Annotated in this window: 25 protein-coding genes, 2 pseudogenes and 1 riboswitch; of the genes and pseudogenes, 8 read left to right on the forward strand and 19 right to left on the reverse strand. The window is 42.3% G+C overall.

Features of this window, described 5'->3' with window-relative positions:
* Positions 1 to 101 precede the first annotated feature (101 nt).
* Complete coding sequence (locus DACSA_RS17335) at positions 102 to 434, reverse strand: 30S ribosomal protein PSRP-3 (RefSeq protein WP_015230987.1); 333 nt, start codon at positions 432 to 434, stop codon at positions 102 to 104.
* 55 nt (positions 435 to 489) lie between these two features.
* Between DACSA_RS17335 and DACSA_RS17340 the strand changes: the two genes are divergently transcribed.
* Positions 490 to 1281 carry a TIGR01548 family HAD-type hydrolase gene (locus DACSA_RS17340; protein ID WP_015230988.1) on the forward strand — a complete coding sequence of 264 codons (792 nt, stop codon included), beginning with the start codon at positions 490 to 492 and terminating at the stop codon, positions 1279 to 1281.
* Positions 1282 to 1852: 571 nt separating this feature from the next.
* On the opposite strand, the gene DACSA_RS17345 is transcribed toward DACSA_RS17340, so the two are convergent.
* From DACSA_RS17345 to DACSA_RS22685, 6 genes and pseudogenes are all read right to left on the reverse strand, one after another.
* Positions 1853 to 2065, reverse strand: a complete 213-nt coding sequence (locus tag DACSA_RS17345) for a type II toxin-antitoxin system HicB family antitoxin (protein ID WP_015230989.1) — start codon at positions 2063 to 2065, stop codon at positions 1853 to 1855.
* 22 nt (positions 2066 to 2087) lie between these two features.
* Positions 2088 to 3779 (reverse strand): CTP synthase, encoded by a 1692-nt coding sequence (locus DACSA_RS17350; RefSeq protein ID WP_015230990.1) that lies wholly within the window; start codon positions 3777 to 3779, stop codon positions 2088 to 2090.
* A gap of 755 nt (positions 3780 to 4534) precedes the next feature.
* Positions 4535 to 4900 (reverse strand): annotated as a pseudogene (gene rpsF / locus DACSA_RS18440) (30S ribosomal protein S6); the annotation flags it as partial.
* Between the two features lie 154 nt (positions 4901 to 5054).
* The gene (locus tag DACSA_RS17365; protein WP_015230992.1) at positions 5055 to 6221 is read right to left on the reverse strand and encodes a ferrochelatase; all 1167 of its coding nucleotides are present in this window, start codon (positions 6219 to 6221) and stop codon (positions 5055 to 5057) included.
* 255 nt (positions 6222 to 6476) lie between these two features.
* Positions 6477 to 7448, reverse strand: a complete 972-nt coding sequence (gene bioU / locus DACSA_RS17370) for a (S)-8-amino-7-oxononanoate synthase BioU (protein WP_015230993.1) — start codon at positions 7446 to 7448, stop codon at positions 6477 to 6479.
* Between the two features lie 239 nt (positions 7449 to 7687).
* Positions 7688 to 7822 carry a hypothetical protein gene (locus tag DACSA_RS22685; RefSeq protein ID WP_269544627.1) on the reverse strand — a complete coding sequence of 45 codons (135 nt, stop codon included), beginning with the start codon at positions 7820 to 7822 and terminating at the stop codon, positions 7688 to 7690.
* Positions 7823 to 8121: 299 nt separating this feature from the next.
* Between DACSA_RS22685 and DACSA_RS17375 the strand changes: the two genes are divergently transcribed.
* The 7 genes from DACSA_RS17375 to DACSA_RS17400 all read left to right on the forward strand — a co-directional run bounded on the left by DACSA_RS17375 (position 8122) and on the right by DACSA_RS17400 (position 13182).
* Complete coding sequence (locus DACSA_RS17375; RefSeq protein WP_015230994.1) at positions 8122 to 8337, forward strand: DUF2997 domain-containing protein; 216 nt, start codon at positions 8122 to 8124, stop codon at positions 8335 to 8337.
* Positions 8338 to 8400: 63 nt separating this feature from the next.
* Entirely contained in the window at positions 8401 to 8787 is a 387-nt protein-coding gene (locus DACSA_RS17380) for a DUF1257 domain-containing protein (RefSeq protein WP_015230995.1), read from the forward strand.
* Complete coding sequence (locus DACSA_RS17385) at positions 8787 to 9221, forward strand: ferredoxin (RefSeq protein ID WP_015230996.1); 435 nt, start codon at positions 8787 to 8789, stop codon at positions 9219 to 9221. The genes DACSA_RS17380 and DACSA_RS17385 overlap by 1 nt, the downstream gene beginning before the upstream one ends.
* Positions 9222 to 9347: 126 nt before the next feature.
* Complete coding sequence (locus DACSA_RS17390; protein WP_015230997.1) at positions 9348 to 10481, forward strand: glycosyltransferase family 4 protein; 1134 nt, start codon at positions 9348 to 9350, stop codon at positions 10479 to 10481.
* Positions 10482 to 10495: 14 nt separating this feature from the next.
* Positions 10496 to 10666: a hypothetical protein gene (locus tag DACSA_RS21805; protein WP_015230998.1), complete on the forward strand. Its 171-nt coding sequence runs from the start codon at positions 10496 to 10498 to the stop codon at positions 10664 to 10666.
* Between the two features lie 156 nt (positions 10667 to 10822).
* Complete coding sequence (locus DACSA_RS17395; RefSeq protein WP_015230999.1) at positions 10823 to 11125, forward strand: hypothetical protein; 303 nt, start codon at positions 10823 to 10825, stop codon at positions 11123 to 11125.
* Entirely contained in the window at positions 11122 to 13182 is a 2061-nt protein-coding gene (locus tag DACSA_RS17400; RefSeq protein ID WP_015231000.1) for an AAA family ATPase, read from the forward strand. The genes DACSA_RS17395 and DACSA_RS17400 overlap by 4 nt, the downstream gene beginning before the upstream one ends.
* A gap of 51 nt (positions 13183 to 13233) precedes the next feature.
* On the opposite strand, the gene DACSA_RS17405 is transcribed toward DACSA_RS17400, so the two are convergent.
* The 12 genes and pseudogenes from DACSA_RS17405 to DACSA_RS17450 all read right to left on the reverse strand — a co-directional run bounded on the left by DACSA_RS17405 (position 13234) and on the right by DACSA_RS17450 (position 22289).
* Positions 13234 to 14028 (reverse strand): sulfite exporter TauE/SafE family protein, encoded by a 795-nt coding sequence (locus tag DACSA_RS17405; protein ID WP_015231001.1) that lies wholly within the window; start codon positions 14026 to 14028, stop codon positions 13234 to 13236.
* Between the two features lie 13 nt (positions 14029 to 14041).
* Positions 14042 to 15136: an aromatic ring-hydroxylating oxygenase subunit alpha gene (locus tag DACSA_RS17410; protein WP_015231002.1), complete on the reverse strand. Its 1095-nt coding sequence runs from the start codon at positions 15134 to 15136 to the stop codon at positions 14042 to 14044.
* Positions 15133 to 15924, reverse strand: coding sequence for an ABC transporter ATP-binding protein (locus DACSA_RS17415; RefSeq protein ID WP_015231003.1), 792 nt, complete (start codon positions 15922 to 15924; stop codon positions 15133 to 15135). The genes DACSA_RS17410 and DACSA_RS17415 overlap by 4 nt, the downstream gene beginning before the upstream one ends.
* 20 nt (positions 15925 to 15944) lie before the next feature.
* Complete coding sequence (locus DACSA_RS17420) at positions 15945 to 16772, reverse strand: ABC transporter permease (protein ID WP_015231004.1); 828 nt, start codon at positions 16770 to 16772, stop codon at positions 15945 to 15947.
* A 10-nt stretch (positions 16773 to 16782) separates the two neighbouring features.
* Positions 16783 to 17814: an ABC transporter substrate-binding protein gene (locus tag DACSA_RS17425; RefSeq protein ID WP_015231005.1), complete on the reverse strand. Its 1032-nt coding sequence runs from the start codon at positions 17812 to 17814 to the stop codon at positions 16783 to 16785.
* Between the two features lie 12 nt (positions 17815 to 17826).
* Positions 17827 to 18066, reverse strand: a pseudogene (locus DACSA_RS17430) (hydrogenase nickel incorporation protein HypB); the annotation flags it as partial.
* A gap of 121 nt (positions 18067 to 18187) precedes the next feature.
* The gene (gene hypA, locus DACSA_RS17435) at positions 18188 to 18550 is read right to left on the reverse strand and encodes a hydrogenase maturation nickel metallochaperone HypA (RefSeq protein ID WP_015231006.1); all 363 of its coding nucleotides are present in this window, start codon (positions 18548 to 18550) and stop codon (positions 18188 to 18190) included.
* A complete protein-coding gene (locus DACSA_RS22925) occupies positions 18537 to 18677 on the reverse strand; it encodes a glutathione S-transferase family protein (RefSeq protein ID WP_015231007.1) in 141 nt (46 codons plus the stop codon). Before DACSA_RS22925 ends, hypA begins: the two co-directional genes overlap by 14 nt.
* 26 nt (positions 18678 to 18703) lie before the next feature.
* On the reverse strand, positions 18704 to 19861 hold the full coding sequence (gene speB, locus DACSA_RS17440) for an agmatinase (protein ID WP_015231008.1): 1158 nt from the start codon (positions 19859 to 19861) through the stop codon (positions 18704 to 18706).
* A gap of 65 nt (positions 19862 to 19926) precedes the next feature.
* Positions 19927 to 20064, reverse strand: a riboswitch (guanidine-I (ykkC/yxkD leader).
* A 76-nt stretch (positions 20065 to 20140) separates the two neighbouring features.
* On the reverse strand, positions 20141 to 20422 hold the full coding sequence (locus DACSA_RS22345; RefSeq protein WP_051017353.1) for a hypothetical protein: 282 nt from the start codon (positions 20420 to 20422) through the stop codon (positions 20141 to 20143).
* 368 nt (positions 20423 to 20790) lie between these two features.
* Complete coding sequence (locus DACSA_RS21115; RefSeq protein WP_198007601.1) at positions 20791 to 20949, reverse strand: hypothetical protein; 159 nt, start codon at positions 20947 to 20949, stop codon at positions 20791 to 20793.
* Positions 20950 to 20957: 8 nt separating this feature from the next.
* A complete protein-coding gene (locus DACSA_RS17450) occupies positions 20958 to 22289 on the reverse strand; it encodes an MFS transporter (protein WP_015231010.1) in 1332 nt (443 codons plus the stop codon).
* Between the last annotated feature and the right edge of the window lie 116 nt (positions 22290 to 22405).

Genomic DNA, 22405 nt, shown 5'->3' on the forward strand with positions numbered 1-22405 from the left:
ATCAGTAACCAGTGACCAGTAACCAGTAGCGAGAAAACAGTCAAAACTGTCACAGCTACAGGAAAACCTTGTTGGGGTTGGTAACTGGTGACTGGTTAATATTAATTGCTACCAGCGAAGATAATGTTGGGAAAATGTTGTTGAGCATCAACCATGGGGGTATGTTTGATGTTTTCTTGCCAATAATTAATAACTTCTGTGGCTTGGTTGAGCAGATCAATTTTTTCTTCTTCTGTAATCCAAGTTTTGGATTCCAATTCTTCTTTTAATTGTTCCCAAGCATCATTACGGGGCCAAAAGAAATAAGCGGTTAAAGGGCTGTTTCCTTTACCCACTACGTGATCCACTGCTACAGCGACATTATCATCTAACCAGAGAACTTTTAAGACAAAACGATTCTCAGTGGACACTTCCACCGCTTCCATAGATTCCATTGCGTTAAACCATTCTTGCTAATTGTACAGTCCTTTATTCTAACGGATATTATTCATGTCATCACCACAGGCGATCGTAGTTTTTGATATCGATGGTGTCGTGCGCGATGTTGCGGGGTCTTATCGACGTGCGCTTGCTGATACTGTAGAACAGTTAACCAATGGTGCTTATCGTCCCACCCCCGATGAAATTGATGATCTCAAAGGGGAAGGGATTTGGAATAATGATTGGGAAGCGTCACGAGAATTAGTTTATCGCTATTTTGAGGCTCAAGGTCAGTCGAGAAGGAATCTAGAAGTTGATTATACAGAGTTAGTGGCGTTTTTTCAGTCTCGTTATTTTGGCAATGATCCCGAACGCTGGGATGGTTATATTGCGGATGAACCGCTTTTGATGAGTAAGGATTATTTAGACAGTCTGACTGAACAGAAGATTCTCTGGGGGTTTTTTAGTGGCGCGACGCGAGATTCTGCGGCGTATGTTTTGCAAAGACGGTTAGGGTTACTTTCTCCAGTTTTATTCGCGATGGAAGATGCGCCTGGAAAACCTGATCCAACAGGTTTATTCGCAACGGTGGAACAGTTATATACAGAGGAAAGTTTACCAGTATTTTATGTGGGGGATACAGTCGCTGATATGCAGACGATTGTCAATGCGAGAATGGTACGACCCGATCGCGCTTGGTTTGCGGTGGGTGTGTTGCCTCCTCATGTTAGCGCAGCCTCTAGACAAAGGATAGAACAGTATTCCGCACAGTTGAAAGCCGCAGGGGCGATGATGGTTTTGAAGAATGTTGAAGAGTTGACCAGTGAGAAAGTTTTAATGACTCGCTCAAACCAATACTGAGGGCTATGTTTATGATGCCCTACTGCTAAAACCCGAATTATATCAGGTTCGGGTAATTGATAATTGGTGTTGGGTTTCGCGTGGAGACGTTCCATGGAACGTCTCTACCCAATGACAAATCTTGTTGGGTTTCGTAAACTCCACCCAACCTACTTTTATCTAAAGATTACTGACACTTCAAGACTGGACAATACTCGATATTAAATGTAAAAGTAAAGCAGTCATAGCGTACTTCGGAAAGTACGGTGGTGTCCCACAACGCCTTAAGGATTTTCCTCAGAGCTTCGTCAAATTGGTTTTTCCTTTAGCGGTCAGAATCGAGCTTCTGATGAGCATCACTGACACACAAGTCAATCCAAATTATTCCTTAATTCTAAAAGACCTAAACCATTAATGTCAACAAGCGAGCGAACTTTTCCAAAAAGTTAAACTATGTCAGCTAATGTCAAGTAATAGTTGTATTAGGAAATAACTCCCTCCGCATATTCCCCCCTTTCAAAGGGGGGTTAGGGGGGATGTGTTGGGTTTCGTAAACTTCACCCAACCTACTTTTCTAGATTTCTTTCAGATTTCAGCTATAAGTTAAACGCCCTTTCGCTTCTGGGATCGGCCATCCTAACTCTCTGGCTGTCTCAATCCATTCTTGAATAACTACCTCAGCATTTGCAACCGCTTCCAGATAGCTGCTTCCATCAGCCATACAACCAGGCAATTCAGGAACTTCTACAATAAAAGCGCAATCCTCCTCACTCCAATAAATAATTAATTCATACTTCATCAACATTTTCATCCCCCAAGGATAGTACCTAGTTAGAAATCACTTCTGCGGGAATGTTACCGCCCATTCCTACCTGCATTTCCTGCACGGCTTTTTTCGACACTGAAGGTACAACCTCGAAGGAATGGTGTTTCATGGCAGCTTCTATAAATCCTAAAAAGAGCGGATGAGGCTGGTTGGGGCGCGATCGAAACTCAGGATGGAATTGAGTGGCGATAAAGAAGGCGTGATCGCTGCGTTCGATCATTTCCACTAAACGCCCATCCAGAGAAGTGCCGCCAATGGCATAACCATTTTCTAGGAAAAGACTCCGATAAGCGTTATTAAACTCGTAACGGTGACGATGGCGCTCGTAAATCACTTCCTCTTGATAAAAGCTGTAGGCGTGACTTTCTACATTTAAGCGCGAAGGATATAACCCCAGTCGCATTGTTCCCCCTAAGTCAACCACATCTTGTTGTTCTGGAAGTAGGTTAATGACAGGGTTTGGGGTATCGAGATTAAATTCGGCACTACTGGCTCGATCGAGCTTGGCAATATTTCGCGCCCATTCCACAACTGCACAGTGCATTCCTAAACAGAGTCCGAGAAAAGGAATATTTTCAGTGCGAGCATATGCCACCGCTTGAATTTTCCCTTCAATTCCTCGAATGCCAAACCCACCCGGAACAATGATGCCACTGACATCTTTGAGATAGGTTTCGGGATTGGTTTGTTCCACTTTTTCGGCGTTAACCCAACGGAGTTTAATTTCACTCCCCTGCGCGATCGCGGCGTGACGGAGTGCCTCAACAAGAGAGAGATAAGCATCGCTTAATTGAATGTATTTGCCCACGATCGCGATCTCAATCCCTTGCTTCGGACTTGCCATATTTTCTACCAGGGTTTGCCACTGGCGCAAGTCTGGCTGTCGTTGTTCTAACTGTAATAATTCTAGGGTTTGCTGTGCTAGTCCTTCTTTTTCTAGAATTAAAGGCACTTCGTAAATGCTGGTTGCGTCTTGTGCTGTAATCACTGACTCCATCGGCACATCACAAAATTCTGATAACTTATCCTTCAAATTCTCTTCTAGGGGTCGATCGCAGCGACAAATCAACACATCTGGCTGAATCCCGATCGATCGTAACTCTTTCACCGAATGCTGTGTCGGCTTCGTTTTCATCTCACCAGCCGAAGCAATCCAAGGCAATAATGTCACGTGCATATAAAGCACATTATTCCGCCCCACCTCTTTCCGAAACTGTCGAATTGCCTCTAAAAAAGGTAACGATTCAATATCACCAACCGTTCCCCCCACTTCCGTAATCACCACATCTGGGTTAGTATTTTTTGCCACCCGATGGATGCGCTCTTTAATTTCTTGAGTAATATGGGGGATGACTTGTACCGTTCCCCCTTCGTAATCCCCTCGACGCTCTTTATTGATCACCGCCTGATAAATCGAGCCAGTAGTGACACTATTGAGGCGTGACATCGAAGTATCCGTAAACCGTTCATAGTGACCTAAATCCAAGTCTGTTTCCGCCCCATCATCAGTAACGAACACTTCTCCATGCTGAAACGGACTCATGGTTCCAGGGTCAACATTAAGATAGGGGTCAAGTTTCAAAATTGATACCGAGTAATCACGAGACTTAAACAGCCGTCCCAAACTCGCCGCGACAATACCTTTACCAATACTTGAAACTACCCCGCCAGTGACGAAAACAAACTTACTCATTGCTCAAATAAAATCCTCGCTCTACCTGTATCATTTTACAGGGTTTAACTTATATAAACAGTAGGCCCTAGTGTAGTGAGGCGAAACCCAACACCAATTCTAAGCAATTACCCGAACTTGATATAAATCCCCCTGGGGGACTTTGCCCCCTAAATCCCCCTGGGGGACTTTGCCCCCTAAATCCCTCTGGGGGATTTTGCCCCCTAAATCCCCCTGGGGGATTTTGCCCCCTAAATCCCCCAATTCTGGGGGACTTTGCCCCCTAAATCCCCCAATTCTGGGGGACTTTGCCCCTAATATCAGGTTCACTCAATCAATGATAAACAGTAGGCTCTAGTGGAGTGAAGCGAAACCCAACACCAATTCTAAGCAATTACCCGAACTTGATATAAATCCCTCTGGGGGACTTTGCCCCCTAAATCCCCCAATTCTGGGGGACTTTGCCCCCTAAATCCCCCAATTCTGGGGGACTTTGCCCCTAATATCAGGTTCACTCAATCAATGATAAACAGTAAGCCCTAGTGTAGTGAGGCGAAACCCAACACCAATTCTAAGCAATTACCCGAACTTGATATAAATCCCTCTAGGAGACTATATGAATCAACTCCCCCCAAAGTTGGGGGGTAGGGGGGCAAAATTTACTGTGCGGTTTCTTCTGTTTCTGGAGTCTCCTCTTCTGCTGTCGCTGTTACCACTTCCTCAGCAACTTCCCCTGTTTCCTCTGTTGCAGCAGGGGTTGTATTCGTTTTTAATTCTGGTTTGGGCTGCGACACTCGTTCTGGTTGGGCGGCAGCTAGAGGAGTGGTTTCACCTTCTGCGGGTGCTGGGGGAATCTCTTCTACCGTCAGAGTGAGAAAACGAATTACATTTTCTGAAAGACGCATTTGTCTTTGTAATGCCTTAATCACCTCACCATCCACTCGATAATTCATCTGGACATAAATTCCATCCTGATGTTTATCAATTTTGTAAGCGAGTCTTTTTTTGCCGTGATTACGGATGGTTAAATCTTCTACGTCGCGCTCTTTCAGAAAGTCTTGATACTTATTGACTTCCTGCGACACCTGATCTTCAGCTAGATCAGGACGAATGATGAACATGGTCTCGTAATTGTTTAACATGATGATTTTCCTTTTGGACAGTACGGCTTGCATGAACAAGCAAGGATCAAACATCATATCATATTTTTCTCTGTTATCCCATCGAAAGTAGGGTGGGCATTGCCCACCATAATAATGTCAAGATGTTCCATCAAACATCTCCATTCGTATCAATCTAATGATGATGGTGATGATGTCCGTCGTGATCATGGCTATGATCATGACTATGACCATGAGTTGCCTTTTCTTGGGCTAACTGAGGATTAACCACAGTCACTGTTTCTGAAAGTAAGGCTTCAATCTGTTCATCTGCCCAATTTGCCGCCATTTTCAAAAACTCAGGATGATCATTCGCGCAAGCCATTTGCACAAAGTTTACATCTTTATACTTGCGTTTTACATCGTGGATAATATGGTCAACATCTAAAATCGTTTCGTGATTTTCAGTGGCAAAACCAATGGGCATCATTACCACTGCTTTAGCGCCCAATTCAATGATATTTTTTGCTGCTAAATCGGCGTTAGGCTGTGTCCATTCAATAAGAGGAGTATCGTGGTTTAACCAACCCACAGAAATCAAAGGATATTTGTTAATTAATTGTTCTCTGACACTTTCATAAAGTGCTTCACTTTCCATAATTCCAGAGGTAAATCCTTTGGCTTCGTGAGGACAACCATGATTCATTAAAACAATGCCAATTTCCGAGGGGAGATAAGCATCGGATAACTCACTTTGGATTTTTTCTTCTACTAACCGCGCCATGAGGTTAATATAGTCAGGTTGATTGTAGAAAGAGGGAATATAACGCATTCCAGTTACCCACTGTTCTTCCCCAGAATTGAGTTCCCGTAGTGCTTCGTTGACTTGTTCAACAGCAATTCCACTGGTAAAAATTGAATCTACAACTAATAAGGGATAAATTAAAATTTTGTTGTATCCCTGTTCTTTAATTTGCGCTAATACTTGGTTCGGAAGATAGGGTTTACAGAAGTTAAATGCCTTGAAAACCGAAACTTTTTCTCCCCAGTTTTTTCTGAGTTCTTGTTCGATTCCTTCCCGTTGCGCTTCAAAAATTTTATTATGAGGAGAGATAAAATTACCGTGTTGATGACTCCATTCGTGTAAGTCAAACATTGCTAGTAATTTCGCAACGGGAGGATACATCCAAGTGGGAACGGGGGCAAATTTTGCGGTGAGTAAGTTCAGCGCTTGTTCGTTATAGTTGGCGAAGTCATCATAACTTTCTACTTCACCATAACCCATTAATAAGACAGCGACTCGATCGTCGCCATTAGTATTGATTTGGCTAGTTTGTTGAATTTTTTCTGGTGTTGCGACCACGATTTTTATCCTCTTTGGCGTTGAAGGTGAAACTAATTTTTAAGAAGCGGTTACAGCCTAAAAACTGCTACTCGCTTCTATTTTGAATGAGATAGGCTCAAATTTCTTGCTTATCCAATCCTAGCCTAACATCCCCTCCTGGGGCAGGGCTGTTTCATTCTTTCTTTTGAAATCAAGGGAGATGGGGGAGAATGAAAAGAACCCTGCCTTCTAGGATATCCTTCGTTTTTCAGTGACCAGTCGGTTTGAGGATGGTTAACGCACAAATTTCGGCATTACTTCCGCTGCTGTCATTACGCTATACCAACCGCGTTGGTGAAACTCGCTTCCAGCTTTCAGATAACCGAAGGCTGTGCCACAAACATTCGCTGCCATGCTAGTCTCGTTACCGAGGGTAAAGGTATGAGTGGAGATTTTTCCCTCAAAGGTGCGTCCAGTAACTTGGACGTTGGTACTTAAGGGTTTTTCCGCGTTACGAGTATCGACAACGCCGCCCACAGAAACCCGATCGCGCTCACAAATTCCTGCTAATTCCAACATCAGATCATCGGCGTGTTCCATGTTTTCCAGTTTCAAGAGTCCATCGGTTTCATCTAACAACGCCGCTACTTCCTGATCACTCATGGCTTTGGCTTGTTCCACTGTATAACCTGGCAAATGAGCGATATCTTCTCGGATTGTTGCACGGTACGCTTCCCAGTTGGCAATTCCGACACCAAAGGTAATTTTTACTTCATGGATTTCAGCATAACTCTGGGCAGCAATTGAAGCGGCGGCGGTTAACAAGCCAGGGGTTGCCCCACAACCCGTTAAATAAGTAATTCCTGCGGTTTCTAGTGCCTCTCTCATTCCTAGTATTTCTTCCATCGCACTGGTGCGCTTCAAGGCATCCACTAAAACCCCTTGCCAACCCGCATCAATAAATTCTTTTACCACCGAAGCCATAAACGTATTCGGTAAATTAGGAAGCGCGAGAAAGTAGCCATCTACGGGATACTGTGCAATTAAATCACGGATACTGGTTTCGGAAAGTGTGCCTCCTGTTTCCAGATATCCCACTGATCCCGTTTTATAGGCTTGTAAACAGGGTTTAATTTCTAATCCTTCGGGTTGATAAGCATAACCGTTTTGATCGGCAACTGCAACCCACTGCATTTCTTGTTTTGGTTGTAACAGGTGTGCTGCGGCTTGTCCTAAACCACCAAACCCTAAGATACCAATTTTCATGCTTTCTCTTTTTCCTTAATATTTTGTCTGTTATTTACACCATTTCCATGATCCCCCCCTTTCCCAGACAGATTAGGGAGGATAACTAATTCCCCCCTTTCCCAGACAGATTAGGGAGGATAACTAATTCCCCTTTCCCAGACAGATTAGGGAGGATAACTAATTCTCCTTTCCCAGACAGATTAGGGAGGATAACTAATTCCCCCCTTACAAAGGGCAGGGCTGTTTCATTCTCGGTGTTAAAATCGAAAGCGATCGCCTGAACCTCTTACGGTACGTTCGATCGAGACGTTTTTCCTACTTTTTGGCTTTTTCATAAGAAAAAAGAGTCCTGAAATCTCCCCCATCTCCCCCATCTCCCTTGTCTCCCCCATCTCCCTACCTCCCTTAATTTTAAAAGAATGAAACAGCCCTGCCTTACAAAGGGGGGTTAGGGGGGATAACTTCTCATGTCGCTACAAATTTAAAGCACCTCCAGAGAGAAAGTGTAGCGCAATCGAGCGACGAAGGTTTTGCGCCTTGACGCTTTCCTAGAACTTAAGCCAAACTAACAATATATCAGGGCGATCGAGCATTGAATCATAAATCATTAGAAAAATCAATGCTTAACCATTGAAATCTCAATAATATATTTACGCCCAGTTTATTATCACCCCTTAATTAGCAAAAGCCTATGAGCATGGAAACCCTAGAATTTATTATCCATCCCGACGGACGAGTCGAGGAAAAAGTTACAGGGATCATTGGCAACTCCTGTCAGGAAGTCACAGCAACGATCGAAGCGCAATTAGGGCGAGTCGTTTCCACTGAGCAAACTTCCGAATACTTTGCCCAAAATACCATTGATTCCACCACCAACCAGACACAAGCTGCAAAAAATTCTTGGTAAATTTTTTATAAGAAACATATGTTTTGTTAAAGTTAAGTAAATTGATGCGGAGACTAAAAACCCATGTCACACTTTAGCCAAATTAAAACGCAAATTCGGAATCTCTCTTCTTTACAAGCCGCTTTAGACGATCTCAAAATCAACTGGAAACCCGGTCCAGCGACAGTTCGCGGTTATCAAGGGCAAACCCATAATGCGGAAGTCGTCATCGAACAGGAAAACCAATATGATATCGGTTTTCGTTGGAATGGTACAGAATACGAACTGGTAGCAGACTTACAATATTGGCAACACCCCTTAACCGTTAACGGTTTTCTCAACCAAGTTAGCCAACGTTATGCTTACCACACCGTAATGAATGCCACATCCCAACAAGGGTTTCAAGTTGCCGAAGAACAGAAAAACGAAGATGGTTCACTGCGCCTTGTTGTTCAACGCTGGAGTGCGTAATGTCTGATACAGAAAAAGTCAACCGTTCTGGTTTAGAACCCGAATTGGGGGGCATCTTACGCCATAATCCCGATCGATCAGGCTACGAACCCGAATTAGGAGGACAATTTCGGGAAAAAGGCGTTTATGTGGATGAGTTAACCTGCATTGGCTGTAAACATTGCGCTCATACCGCCCAAAACACCTTTTACATCGAACCTGATCATGGACGAGCGCGAGCAATTCGTCAAGATGGCGACCCAGAAGAAGTGATTCAAGAGGCAATTGATACTTGTCCTGTGAATTGTATCCACTGGGTTGACTATACCGAATTGAAAGCACTGGAAGCAGAACGAGAATTGCAAGTGATTCCTGTAGCAGGTTTCCCCGTCAGTAAAGGCGTAATTGCCGCTCAAAAAAGACGTTTGCAAAAACAGCGTCAAACTCAAGACTAAGTTGATTCCTCGTTATTCTCAGGTGGGCAATGCCCACCGATTTTTTTTTGGTGCAATCGGTCAACGGCGTTTTACAATCAGGAATGATTAACCACTCCGATTCATTGTGTCCTGATTGTAGAAGTTATGCGTATTGCCCTGTTTACCGAAACCTTTTTACCGAAAGTTGATGGCATTGTCACCCGTTTGCGTCACACCATTAATCACCTACAACAGGGGGGAGATCAAGTTTTAGTGGTTGCTCCTGATGGGGGGATTACCGAATATAAAGGCGCAAGAGTTTATGGAGTGTCTGGAATGCCATTACCCTTGTATCCAGAATTAAAACTTGCCTTTCCTCGTCCCGCAATTGGTGAAACCTTAGAAGCGTTTCAACCTGATCTCATTCATATTGTTAATCCTGCGGTGTTAGGGTTGGCTGGACTTTATTACGCCAAAATGATGGGACTACCCTTAATTGCCTCTTATCATACTCATCTTCCCCAGTATCTTCAACATTATGGGATGGGAGCATTGGAAGGGGTGTTATGGGAATTGTTAAAGGCAGCTCATAATCAAGCGGAATTAAATTTATGCACTTCTACGGCGATGATGGAGGAGTTGAGCGATCATGGGATTGAACGGGTCGCTTTATGGCAAAGAGGAGTAGATACAGAGTTATTTCGTCCCCAGTTACGCTCTCTGGAAATGCGAGAATATTTGTCTCAAGGACATCCTGATGATCCGTTATTGCTTTATGTGGGGCGTGTTTCCGCAGAAAAACAGATCGATGAGATAAAACCCGTTTTAGAAGCGATTCCCCAAGCGAGATTGGCAATTGTTGGTGATGGACCGAACCGAGAAACCCTAGAAAAGCATTTTGCTGATACTTCTACCCATTTTGTGGGCTATTTAGAAGGAGAAACCCTCGGCGCGGCGTATGCTTCGGCGGATGCGTTTATTTTTCCCTCACGGACGGAAACGTTAGGTTTAGTGTTATTAGAAGCAATGGCAGCAGGATGTCCAGTGGTAGCGGCTCGATCGGGCGGCATTCCTGATATTGTGACAGATGGGGAGAATGGTTATTTATTTGATCCGAAAGACCCGAAAGGAGCGGTAACAGCGACGAAACGCCTTTTAGAGACGCAATCAGAACGGGAATTATTACGGGAAAAAGCCCGTCAGGAAGCAGAACGTTGGGGATGGGGGGCTGCGACTCAACAATTACGAGACTATTATCAACAAGTTTTGTCGAAACAATCTCTATCGGTTGTTAGTTAATTTCCCTAAGTTCTATGAATTATTATCGTTGGGGAAGTTGGCTTTTTTTACTCGGTAGCAGTTTTTTTACCTTTGACGCGATCGGATTAACCTTAGAAGAATTGACCTTCAGTTCTTCTTTTTATCTCATCGGCTGTATTTTATTTACGTTAGGCTGTATTTGTTTTATCCTTGATGCTCAATAGCATCCTAAGCTGTAGGTTGGGTGAAACCCAACAGAAAACGTAGGTTGGGTGGAGTGAAGCGAAACCCAACAAATTAAACGTAGGTTGGGTGGAGTGAAGCGAAACCCAACAGATTAAACGTAGGTTGGGTGAAACCCAACAGAAAACGTAGGTTGTGTGAAACCCAACAGATTAAACGTAGGTTGGGTGAAACCCAACAGCGTCGGTGAGGTGAAACCCAACATCGAGAAAACGTGGCACTATAGTAAAAAAGATGAAAACCGATCGAGCGAAATTGAAATGAATCAATCGGAATCCAACCCTGAAAACTATCTCCAAAACCATATTGAGCAGTTTTCTCCAGACGTTCAGGAAATCGTTACTCAAGTCTTGCAGCTAGAAAAAAAGAAGCTATCCCAGAAAGCGCCTCGTAACATTAATGAAGATGTCCTCAACATTATTAAAGACGTTGTGCAATGAGGTTAAAATCAATCAAACTCTGCAACTTTCGTCAATTTTATGGAATCACCCCAGAAATTCAACTCGCAGGGGAAAAATTTAATACAACCGTTATTCATGGTAATAATGGGGCTGGAAAAACCACACTTCTTAATGCGTTTACATGGGTGCTTTACGAACAGTTTACCGCTGCCTTTTCTAACTGGGAATCTTTGGTTAATAAAAGAGCAATTCAAGAAGCAATTCCAGGGAAATCAGTTGAATATTTTGTAGAATTGAGTTTTGAACATGAACATCATTCCTATCAGTTAAAACGGCGTTGCTATGCCACCAAAAATCAGGATCAAGAAACGATCGAAAACGAAGAAAGTAAATTATTTATGCTAGTTGCGGGGGATGATGGCTGTTGGCGACCCCCTTTAGAACAGCCTGATGATATTATTGGGCGCATTTTACCAGTAAGTTTACATCAATATTTTTTCTTTGATGGGGAACGAATTGATCATCTAATTCGTTATCAAAAAAAGACAGGACTCACGGAAGCAACCAAAGAATTACTAGGAATTAAAATTTTTGAACGCGCCGCCGAACATCTTAAAAATGCTCGTCGTAGTCTGGAAGAAGAGTTAAGAAAAGTCGGAGATATTCAAACCAAAAAAATATTAAAGCGAAAACAAAAATTAGAACAAGAAATCGAGACCCTTCAAGAGAAGCAGATTAAAATTAATCAAGGAATTGAAGAAAAGCAAGTTTTAAAACAAGAATTAGGAGAGCAATTACTCACCTTAAGAGGTGCAGAGAATTTACAAAAAATAAAAGCAAATTTAACAAGAGACTATGAAACAACGAGAGAACAATTAGTTCGTTTGCATGACAAAGTTAAACAAACAATTTCCAGTCAAGGTTACACAGTTTTCATGGCGAGTTTAGCCACACAATGTTCTAGTTTATTTGAAGAGTTTGAAGCAACGCAGAAACTTCCTACTGGTATAAAAAAACCGTTTGTAGAAGAATTATTAAATCAACAGCGTTGTATTTGTGGAACAGAATTAATACCAGGAACACTTCCCCATGATCAGGTTAAAAATTGGATGGATAAAGCGGGAAGTGCTGATGTAGAAGAGGCGTTAATTCGCTTACATACGCAAACTCAAGCATTAGAAAAACAGGCGCTTCAGTTTTGGGAAACAGTTGATGAAAGTTTAGAACAGATTACAGAATTAAGAGAAAAATTAGCGAATTTAGAAGCGGAATTAGAAAAAGTTAAAAAGCAGTTGCGAGAGTATCCAGATCAGGAGATTAAACGCTTACAAAAAGAGTTGGATGTTACCGAGAAGGAATTAGAAGATTTATTGTTGGAAAAAGGTCGGAATGACATTGAATATCAACAGAAAACCGAGGAGTTAGAAAGACTGAATCAACAATTAAATCAGGAACAAAGTAAGGAGAAAAAACAGCAATTAGTCCAACGCAGACGAGAAGCAACGGAAACAGCGATTAACTGTATTAAAGAACTAAAAGCAGAAATTGAACGCCGTTTTCGGGTGACGTTAGAGGAGAAAGTTCAGGAAATCTTTGCTAGTATTTCTTTTACGCCTTATTTACCGAAATTGGATCAAAATTATGAGTTAAGTCTCGTGGAAAAAACAACGGGAAACGAACAATTGGTCGCCCCTTCCACTGGAGAAAATCAAATTTTAAGCCTTTCTTTAATTGGCGGAATTATCGATCGAGTTCGCAATTGGAGTGCCAATAATGCGCTCATTGCCCCTGATAGTAGCACGTTTCCGATGGTAATGGATTCTCCTTTTGGGAGTTTAGATGAAATTTACCGCCGTCAAGTGGCAAAAGCGATTCCCAAAATTGCGAATCAGTTGGTGGTGTTAGTAACAAAAACGCAATGGCGCGGTGAGGTAGAAGGGGAAATGAATCCGTTTTTAGGAAAACAATATGTCTTGGTTTATTTCTCTCCAAAACCCGATTGTGAGGAAGACTCGATCGAGATTAATGGGGAGTTTTATCCCTTAGTCAAACCGAGTGAAAATGGTTTTGAATACACAGAAATCAGAGAAATTTAGTTATACCATTTTGAAAACCTGATGCTACAGTTACGATCCATTAAGCCCCCCTTAAGAAGGGGGGTTTGGGGGGATTAACATCCAGCCTTGCCAAAAACTATAAAAAGCAAACAGAGACATCATCGTATAAAAACTAAACGCAACCACCCGATCGGGCAATTTAGGCAAATAACGGGTGCTAACCTGTGCGCCAATCAATCCTCCTAATCCTAACAAAAACCCCTCTAAAAATAAAACATTTCCTTGCCAAGCGTGTCCAGCAGTTGAAGAAATAGAAGTAATAACAATCACCCCTAAACTATTTTGAATCGCCACCTTAATCGGTTCAGCAAGTAAAATCATTTGTAAAGGAACTAAAACCGTGCCGCCCCCAATACCAAACAATCCTGCTAAAAAACCCGCACTTCCTCCCGTTAACAACTGCGCTAAAATCGGATTCCATGATGATTTTTCTTCCGTCTTTTGAGGATCAAAATTTTGTCTCTTGAGATTACGTCGCCAACTGGCTAAAGCGGTATTTGCTAATAAAACAATTCCAAAACCAATTAACAGCAAATAATCTGGAATCAAACTCGCCACATAAACCCCAAGTTGAGCGGTTATAATGGCAACGAATCCTAAACTTAACACCTGTTTTAGGGTAATATACCCCATGCGGTAATTTTGAATACTGCCAGAAGAAGCAATAAGAATAATCGCTAAACTACTGGTAGCCACAGCCTGGATAGGAGTCGCCCCCAAAGCAGTAATCAGGGGAACTAAAACCGTGCCACCACCAATGCCTAACAAGCCAGCCAGCAAGCCTGCAAGGATTCCTCCCCCTGCAATCAGCCAAATATTTTCCATTGAGATGCGATCTTTAAACTAAAAACTCTCGGATTAATTGTTGTTGGTGTAAAATTCGATCTTCTAACTGGTTGGCAATTCCCGCTTCGTAACCGCCACTTTCATAGCCTTTCTGTACCATTTCCGTTACCACCATATCTTCTTTCATAAACGTTTCAAATTCTTCTCTTAAAGTTTCTGCCAGCGGACTAAAATTAGGTATCCCATAAATTTCTAAGTTGACTTCACAAGTGTCAGTTGTCAAAGGATCAATACGTATCCAAGCTAAAACGCCATTCGGTAACGCTAACAAATGTAAGTTGGGAAAAATGCCATAGGTAAAGAAGCCATACCGAGCTTTTTCTGAGACAATAGTATCTAGAATTGGGTGATCCTTCTGCCATTGTTCTGTGGTTGGGGTGTAGAGTAAATTAACATACCGATTAAATTGATGTTGATAGTTGCGGACTGATCCTTGAATTTTATTTAAGGTATATTTATGAACAATGGGAACATGATAATCACATAGGGTATTATCGTGATAAACTTTCCAGTTACAGTTGACTTTATAATTTTGTTGAAATAATTGTTTGGTTTCTGGTTGTCGATAGCCTTGAATGGTTTTCGGAATCTCTCCTAAAAATGCTTCTAATGATGGTGCGGTTTCATCGAAGCAAATAAAAACAAATTTTTCCCATTGTTGGCAACGAATGGATTTTAGAGGATAATCTTCTAAAGCAAAGGTTTCGGGAAATCGATCTTTAGCGGGTGTGCCAATTAATTTTCCCTCTAGATCATACACCCAAGCATGATAGGGGCAGACTATTTTCCAGTCAGAATGTCGTCCTGATTCTGGACAAAGGAGAGAAGCACGATGAGGACAAACGTTATAGTAAGCATTAATGGAATTTTCCTGCGTTTTAATCAGTAAAATACTGGTATTTGCTACTTCGGTGACAAAAATATTATTTCGATCGAATAACTGATCCGCATCTCCCATATAAAGCCAAGTTCTACGAAAAATTTGTTTAGTTTCTAGGGGCAATAAATTCGGATCAGTATAGAGACTTGCAGGCAAAAATTTTTGAGGGTTATCTTGATCTAAAATTGAGCCTAAATTTGTTTTCATTTCACCATTACTTCTTGTTCAACCGTGCTATTTCTCAAAAGTTGGGTGATATTTTCTCGATACCATTGAAAGTCGGATAAGGCTTTTACATGGTAGGATCGCCCTTTTTCTTGATCTGTTGGTAAATTAACTTGAACTTCTTTTTGCACAGTGCCGGGACGGGCGCTTAACACATAGATTCTCTGGGATAAGAACACCGCTTCCTCCACATCATGGGTAATCATTAAAATAGTGGTACCGGTGCGTTGCCAGATTTCTAATAAAAATTGTTGCATGATTTCTTTGGTTTGTACATCTAATGCCCCAAAGGGTTCATCCATCAACAAAATTTTCGGTTGACAAGCTAAGGCCCTAGCAATGGCAACTCGTTGTTTCATACCTCCAGAAAGGGCTTTTGGCGGTGCATTCTGAAATTGAGTTAATCCCACTACATCTAAATAGTAAGAAACTCGTTCTCGCCGTTTATTAGGAGCAATTCCTTGTAATTTTAGACCAAATTCCACATTTTTTGCCACGGTCAACCAAGGATAGAGGGTGTAGCGTTGAAACACCATACCTCGATCGCGTCCTGGCCCAATAATTGGTGTATAATCTACCGTAATCTCTCCAGAACTAGGCGTATCTAAACCAGCAATCAATCTTAGTAATGTTGATTTTCCCGAACCCGAAGCACCGACTGCACAAACAAATTCGCCAGTTTCCACGTGCAGGTTAATGTTGTCTAGGGCAGTAATTTTTCCTTGTTTGGTGGTAAACTCTTTACCTAAATTCTTAATCTCTAAGTGCATAAATCACCTCAATTTGTTTTCTAAAATGCCCATTTGCAGGAAAGCCTCAACAAACCACGAAAGGATAAATCAATCAAAAAACCAATTAAACCCAAAATAATTAAACAAGCGAAAATTTCATCAGTCTTTAGAAACTTTTGCGCCAACAAAATTCGTTTCCCTAACCCTTGTTCGGCAGCGACTAACTCCGCAACAATCACTAAATTCCAAGAAGTTGCAATGTTAATCCGAAAAGCATCAATAATATTGGGAATCACATAGGGGGTAATTACACTTAATAACACTTGCCAACGTAATCCTCCTAAAGTGTAAGTGGTTTCAATCAACTCTTTGGGAACAAATTTCACCGCATCCATAATCATCAAGACATTAAAAAAAATTGTCCCGATAAAAATCAGTAAAATTTTTGGTTCTTCACCAATTCCCAAGTAAAGAATGAGTAACGGAATAAATGCTGGTGCTGGCATATAACGTAAAATACCAATGATGGGTTCAAATAAGGCCCGTACACTGGCAAAAGCCCCCATTCCGATGCCAATGGGAACAGCAATTAATCCCGCGAAAAAAAAGCCTCCGACGACGCGAAAAAAACTGGCAATTGTATCTTGAAGTAAATAGCCTTTTTCCCACAGCCGCCCTAACGCTTGAACTACCTGCGAAGGACTTGGTAAAAAAACCTCCTCAACGCCACCGAAACGGGCTAACAGCCACCAAAATGACAGGGGAATCGCTACGGAAATAACCATTAGACTCCACTGGAGAGGTTTAGGGATATCTTCAGCAACCCGCCAAAATGTTGTGGGAGGAAGTCCTTGATATTGAGAGTTGTCTTGGGATGCGTTTAACATAACTTTTTCCTTACTGTTTTTCAGCATAGGTTTTAACAAAGCTGTCATTAAAAAGAGAACTGAGATCGGGTTTTTCTGGAATAAAGCCTACATTCACCATAAAGGCTGCCATTTCTTCTGCAGCATAAGGCATATGAGTCATGTTGTTCCCTTCACTGAAGGCTTCTAAATTTTCTTCTAAGGTAAAGATTTTGGTTCCTTCCTTAAAGAGTTGTAATTCTTCCGTGGTGACATCAGCGCGTTGGGCCATAATTTCATCAGCCCGATCAGGGTTATTTTCCATAAATTCCAAAACATCAAACCAAGTATCCACTAAGGCTTGGACTTGATTCGGACGGTTATCAATTAAATCTTGACTGGTGACTAATAAATCTGGAATTGCCCCCGGAAACTCGGCAGAAGTAACTAACTCATGGCTTCCTTCTCGCTTCAAGGCGGTTAACCAATAGGGAGGAAAGGCCCCCACTGCATCCACTTTGCCAGAAGCAAAGGCGGCAGCTGCTGCCCCGGTTTCTAAATCAACGATATTCACGTCACTCCGGGACATTCCCTCTTCTTCTAATGCCAAAGTAAGGAGAAAATCGTCAACAACACCGGCTTCTACCGCGACGTCTTTTCCTTCTAGATCGGGAATCGATCGAATTTCTTCGGCTGCGATAATTTTGTCATTGCCAGCAGAATTATCGTTCACTAACACAACAACTTCACCGTTCACTGCATCAGCAACAAAGGAAACCGTATCGTTTAAAGTTTGACAGTTTGCATCTAATTGTCCCGCTGCCATTGCTTCCATAGAAGCCAGATAGCCATCAAACCATTGCAACCTAACATTGGCGCCATTTTTCTCAAACAATCCTTCTTCTTCTGCAATTGCCCAGGGCCACCAACCTGCCCAATTACTATATCCCATTACCACCGGTTCACCATTGGCTTCATTCCCACTACTTCCGGTTGGCGAATCATTTCCTGTATTACAGCTAACAATCAAAACTAAACTTAGAAAAAATAAACTAATTTGTGTTAATGCGTTTTGTCTTTTCATCACCCTTACTCCTTAAAAATTAACAACATTACTTTCAGCCAGAAGGTTAGGTTTTCCCACTGTTTGCAAAACCCAATTCAACCAGATATTTAAACCTTCTCCCGTCTTTCCAGAAACTGGAATTATGGTGACGTGAGGATTGATTTCTCGGACATTATTTTCAATCTGTTTGAGATTCACTTCTAAATGAGGGGCTAAGTCCATTTTAGTAATTAATAAACAGTCTGCTTCTTGAAACATAACAGGATAACGTTTGGTGCATCTTTTTAAACTATAGTGCTACAAAATCAGGTTAGGACATTCAAAAATGTTGAAACTCACCTATAACTCACTTTTGCCTCTTGCATGCAAGCCTCTTGCCTAGCGCGTAGCGCTATAATGATTCTTCTTGGGTGTATTCGATATGATCAATTTTTAATTCCCTTCCTGAACGAATTTCCTCCATTGGTGAATGACAATGGGGACAAGCATATTTTTCGCCGATTTTGGGACGATATTCTTGTTGACAAGGGTGACAAAAGGCAAGGAGAGGAATTTCGTTAATTACTAACTCAACACTGTCTAAAAAAGTGTTCTGAGTTTGTACTTCAAAGGCAAACTTTAAACTCATGGGTTCAACACAAGTAAACTCCCCAACTAATAAATGAATTTTCTGAATATTGGGCAACTTGGGCTGTATTTCCCACCACTCTTTTACGGTTTGAATAAGGGCTTTGGTCATGTCAGTTTCGTGCATCGGTAATTTCAATAGATTTCGGTTGAGATTCGATTCGCTTTAACCAAGATTGAATAGCTGGAAAAGAGTTTAAAGGGTTCAAAAAGGGGACGGGCTTTAGAACGATTTCCAAAGAGTAAACAATCATACAATCGACACATGATATCTGTTCAATTAAGTCCAATTATTCGCAGTAATTTGTGCTTGTTCATGGATGTAATTGGGTTTTTCTTGACGAGGCAATTGTTCAGAAAGTACGAGATGCGCCATAGCATCACAAATCACTCGTGTTGCCATTAAAGCGGTCATATCGCTGACATCATAAGGGGGAGAAACCTCCACCACTTCTAAACCACAAACGGGAACGCTTTGCACAATTTTTCCTAATAAATAAAGGGCTTCACGGGGTAATAATCCGCCGGGTTCGGGCCAGCCGGTTCCGGGTACAAAACCAGCATCAATACAATCGATATCGAAGCTAATATAAACACAATCGGTTCCGTCCAAAGCCCGTTCCAACGCAAAATTTACCGCAGCATCTAATCCCATTTCTGTAATATCGGTAACGGTCAGAATATTCGTTGCCCGTTCTCGACAGACTTTGACTCCTTGACGGGGGACTTGCCAACCCCCTATTCCTAATTGAACAAGGTTTTTAGCTGGGGCGTTTTTGATATTTGTGGCGTGAAACCAGGGACAAGTGTGCATTCGTTCATCGAGATCACTTTCTTGAGTATCTACGTGGCGATCGAAGTGGATAATGCCAACTTTTTTCTCTCCTAAATGGCGACAAACCCCACGCACAGTGGGAAACCCGATCGAGTGATCACCGCCTAAGATAATCGGTAAAGCACCAGATTTAAAAATATGGGCAATGCCTTTAGAAATTTGGTCAAACGATTTTTCGTTATTGCCGGGGATGGTAAAAATATCCCCCACATCACAAAGGGTAATTTGTTCTCTTAAATCTACTCCCAGTTCAAAGTTATAGGGGGTATAAAGGGCGGAAATTTTGCGAATGCCTTGCGGTCCAAAGCGGGTACCGGGGCGGTAGGTGGTGCCAGAATCATGGGGAACACCGACGATCGCAACATCATAGTTTCCCACTTGTTTCACATCTTCTAAGTAGGGGGCTTTTAAGAAGGTGTTAATCCCAGCATAATGGGGCAGTTCACCTCGTGAAAAGGTGGAGATGCTTCGATCGCGAATACTATCTGCTGCTTCTAAGCCCTTGTTTAGCCCTTGATCCACTTCTTGTTGCCAACCGGTAAAAGGTAACTGGCTTTCTTTGTCTAAAGCGCGGTTCGCTTCTGATTGGTTTTGATCAGTCATAATTTCCTTGATTCCTCCTAAAATAAAAAACGGGAGACCCAAAGGTAGTTTAATCTACCGTTTAGACCTCCCGGGCTTTTGTCCCGCCGTGTCGCTCTATCAAAGAGATGAGAACGTGCTTCTCTTGGACCTGTCACTACACAAATAACAGACGATAATCATGCTACTTGCTTTCGGTAGTCGGAACCCTAGAAGCAGTATTAGTTTGATTGATTTTAATGCTTTCTATGTTGCCTAACCTTTTCCGAAACAACAGTAACATTGGCTACAAAAGCTAATTTAGGGGTTGCTGAAGAAAGCTGAAACTTTCGTACCATCTGGCTTTAAGGCTCTTAACTCCTCAAAAAAGTGCAAGGGAGACGAGGGAGACAAGGGAGACAAGGGAGACAAGGGAGACAAGGGAGCAATGGGAGACAAGGGAGACAAGGGAGCAATGGGAGACAAGGGAGCAATGGGAGACAAGGGAGACAAGGGAGACAAGGGAGCAATGGGAGACAAGGGAGACAAGGGAGCAATGGGAGACAAGGGAGCAATGGGAGACAAGGGAGACAAGGGAGACAATTTTTCTTCCCCATCTCCCCCATCTCCCCCATCACCCCCATCTCCCCCATCTTCCCCATCTCCCCCATCTCCCCCATCTTCCCCATCTTCCCCATCTCCCCCATCTCCCCCATCTCCCCCATCTTCCCCATCTTCCCCATCTTCCCCATCTTCCCCATCTTCCCCATCTTGCCTCTTGCCTTTTGCCTCTTGCCTAAGGCAACTTACCTAAGGCAACTTACCTAAGGCAACTTGCCTCTTGCCTCTTGCCTAAGGCAACTTGCCTCTTACCTAAGGCAACTTACCTTTTGCCTCTTGCCTAAGGCAACTTGCCTCTTGCCTTTTGCCTCTTGCCTAAGGCAACTTACCTAAGGCAACTTGCCTTTTGCCTAAGGCAACTTGCCTAAGGCAACTTGCCTCTTGCCTTTTGCCTCTTGCCTTTTACCTAAGGCAACTTGCCTCTTGCCTTTTGCCTTTTGCCTAAGGCAACTTGCCTTTTGCCTCTTGCCTCTTGCCTTACTACACCAACTAATTAACTTTTTCAGCAAACCCTAATTTAGCTGGCTTTTTCTGGGCTTTCTGTTGCTAACCGGGGTTTTGGGGTTTTACCAACGCTTTGTTTTTCTTTCGCTACATCTTTCACCCACTGTACAAGAAGAGAAGCAATTACCATTGATGCTCCACCCACAGCTAAAGCAAAAATACGATTATTATCTAATAAGTGTTCCATCACCCAACCTAATCCTAAAGCCGCCAGAATTTGAGGAATAACAATAAAAGCATTGAAAATTCCCATGTAAATTCCTGTGTCTTTCATCGGTAAAACATCGGATAACATGGAGTAAGGCATAGTTAAAGAACTTGCCCAGGCTAAACCAAAACACGCCATCGGTAATAATAGTAAGTATTGGTTATCGACTAACAACAGAGAAATTAAACCGACACCGCCACAAAATAAACTAAAGGAATGAGTCGCTTTCCGACTGGTTGCGGCTGCAATGCGAGCCAAAAATAGGGAGTAAATAAAACAAACAATGTTGTATAAAGCAATACAAATTCCCGCCCATTCAATTCCTTCGCTATAGAGAGAAGAAGTTTCCTTTGTTGCGCCAAAAATTTCATGTCCAACTGCTGGAGGGAAGTATAAAAAGACACAGAAAATTCCGAACCAAGTAAAAAACTGCACCCAAGCCAATTGCTTCATTACTTCTGGCATGGTGAGAATTTTTTGAAAGATGCCTTTGATGACTCCCGTCACGCCTCCTGTGTTATCTTGACGATTTTTGAGTGCTTCTAAATCTTCGGGGGGATATTCTTTTGTGGTTAGCACTGTCCATAAAACTGTTCCTAAAAAGACGGCAGCCCCGATATAGTAAGAAACTTTGACGGTGATAGGAATTTCTCCCGCAGGAGTGGTAATTTGATTAAAATTAAACCAATGGTTGAGCATCCAAGGACAAACCGAGGCAATGACTGCACCTAAGCCGATGAAAAACGCTTGCATCCCAAAACCGAGGGTGCGTTGTTCTGGCGGCACTAAATCGGAAACCAAGGCTCGGAAAGGCTCCATACTAATATTGACAGAGGTATCGAGTATCCATAATGCACCGGCTGCCATCCATAAACTAGAGGAGTTGGGCATTAAAATCAGTGCGATCGAGCTTAAAATTGCCCCAAACAGGAAATACGGTCGTCTGCGCCCTAATTTTGTCCAGGTTCGATCGCTCATATAACCAATAATTGGTTGTGCAATTAAACCGCTAACGGGGGCAGCTAACCATAAAATTGGGATTTGTTCGGGGTTTGCTCCCAGATACTCATAAATGGCACTTGTATTTGCCATTTGTAATGTCCAACCGAATTGAATCCCGAAAAAACCGAAACTCATATTCCACAGTTGAACAAATCCTAACGGTACTTTTTTAATTTTTTTGGCAAATTTTTAATTTTTTGAACGTTTTGTCTCATAATGAACCTTCTAATCCTATTCTATTTGTATCCCTC

Source organism: Dactylococcopsis salina PCC 8305 (genome assembly GCF_000317615.1).
GTDB lineage: Bacteria > Cyanobacteriota > Cyanobacteriia > Cyanobacteriales > Rubidibacteraceae > Halothece > Halothece salina.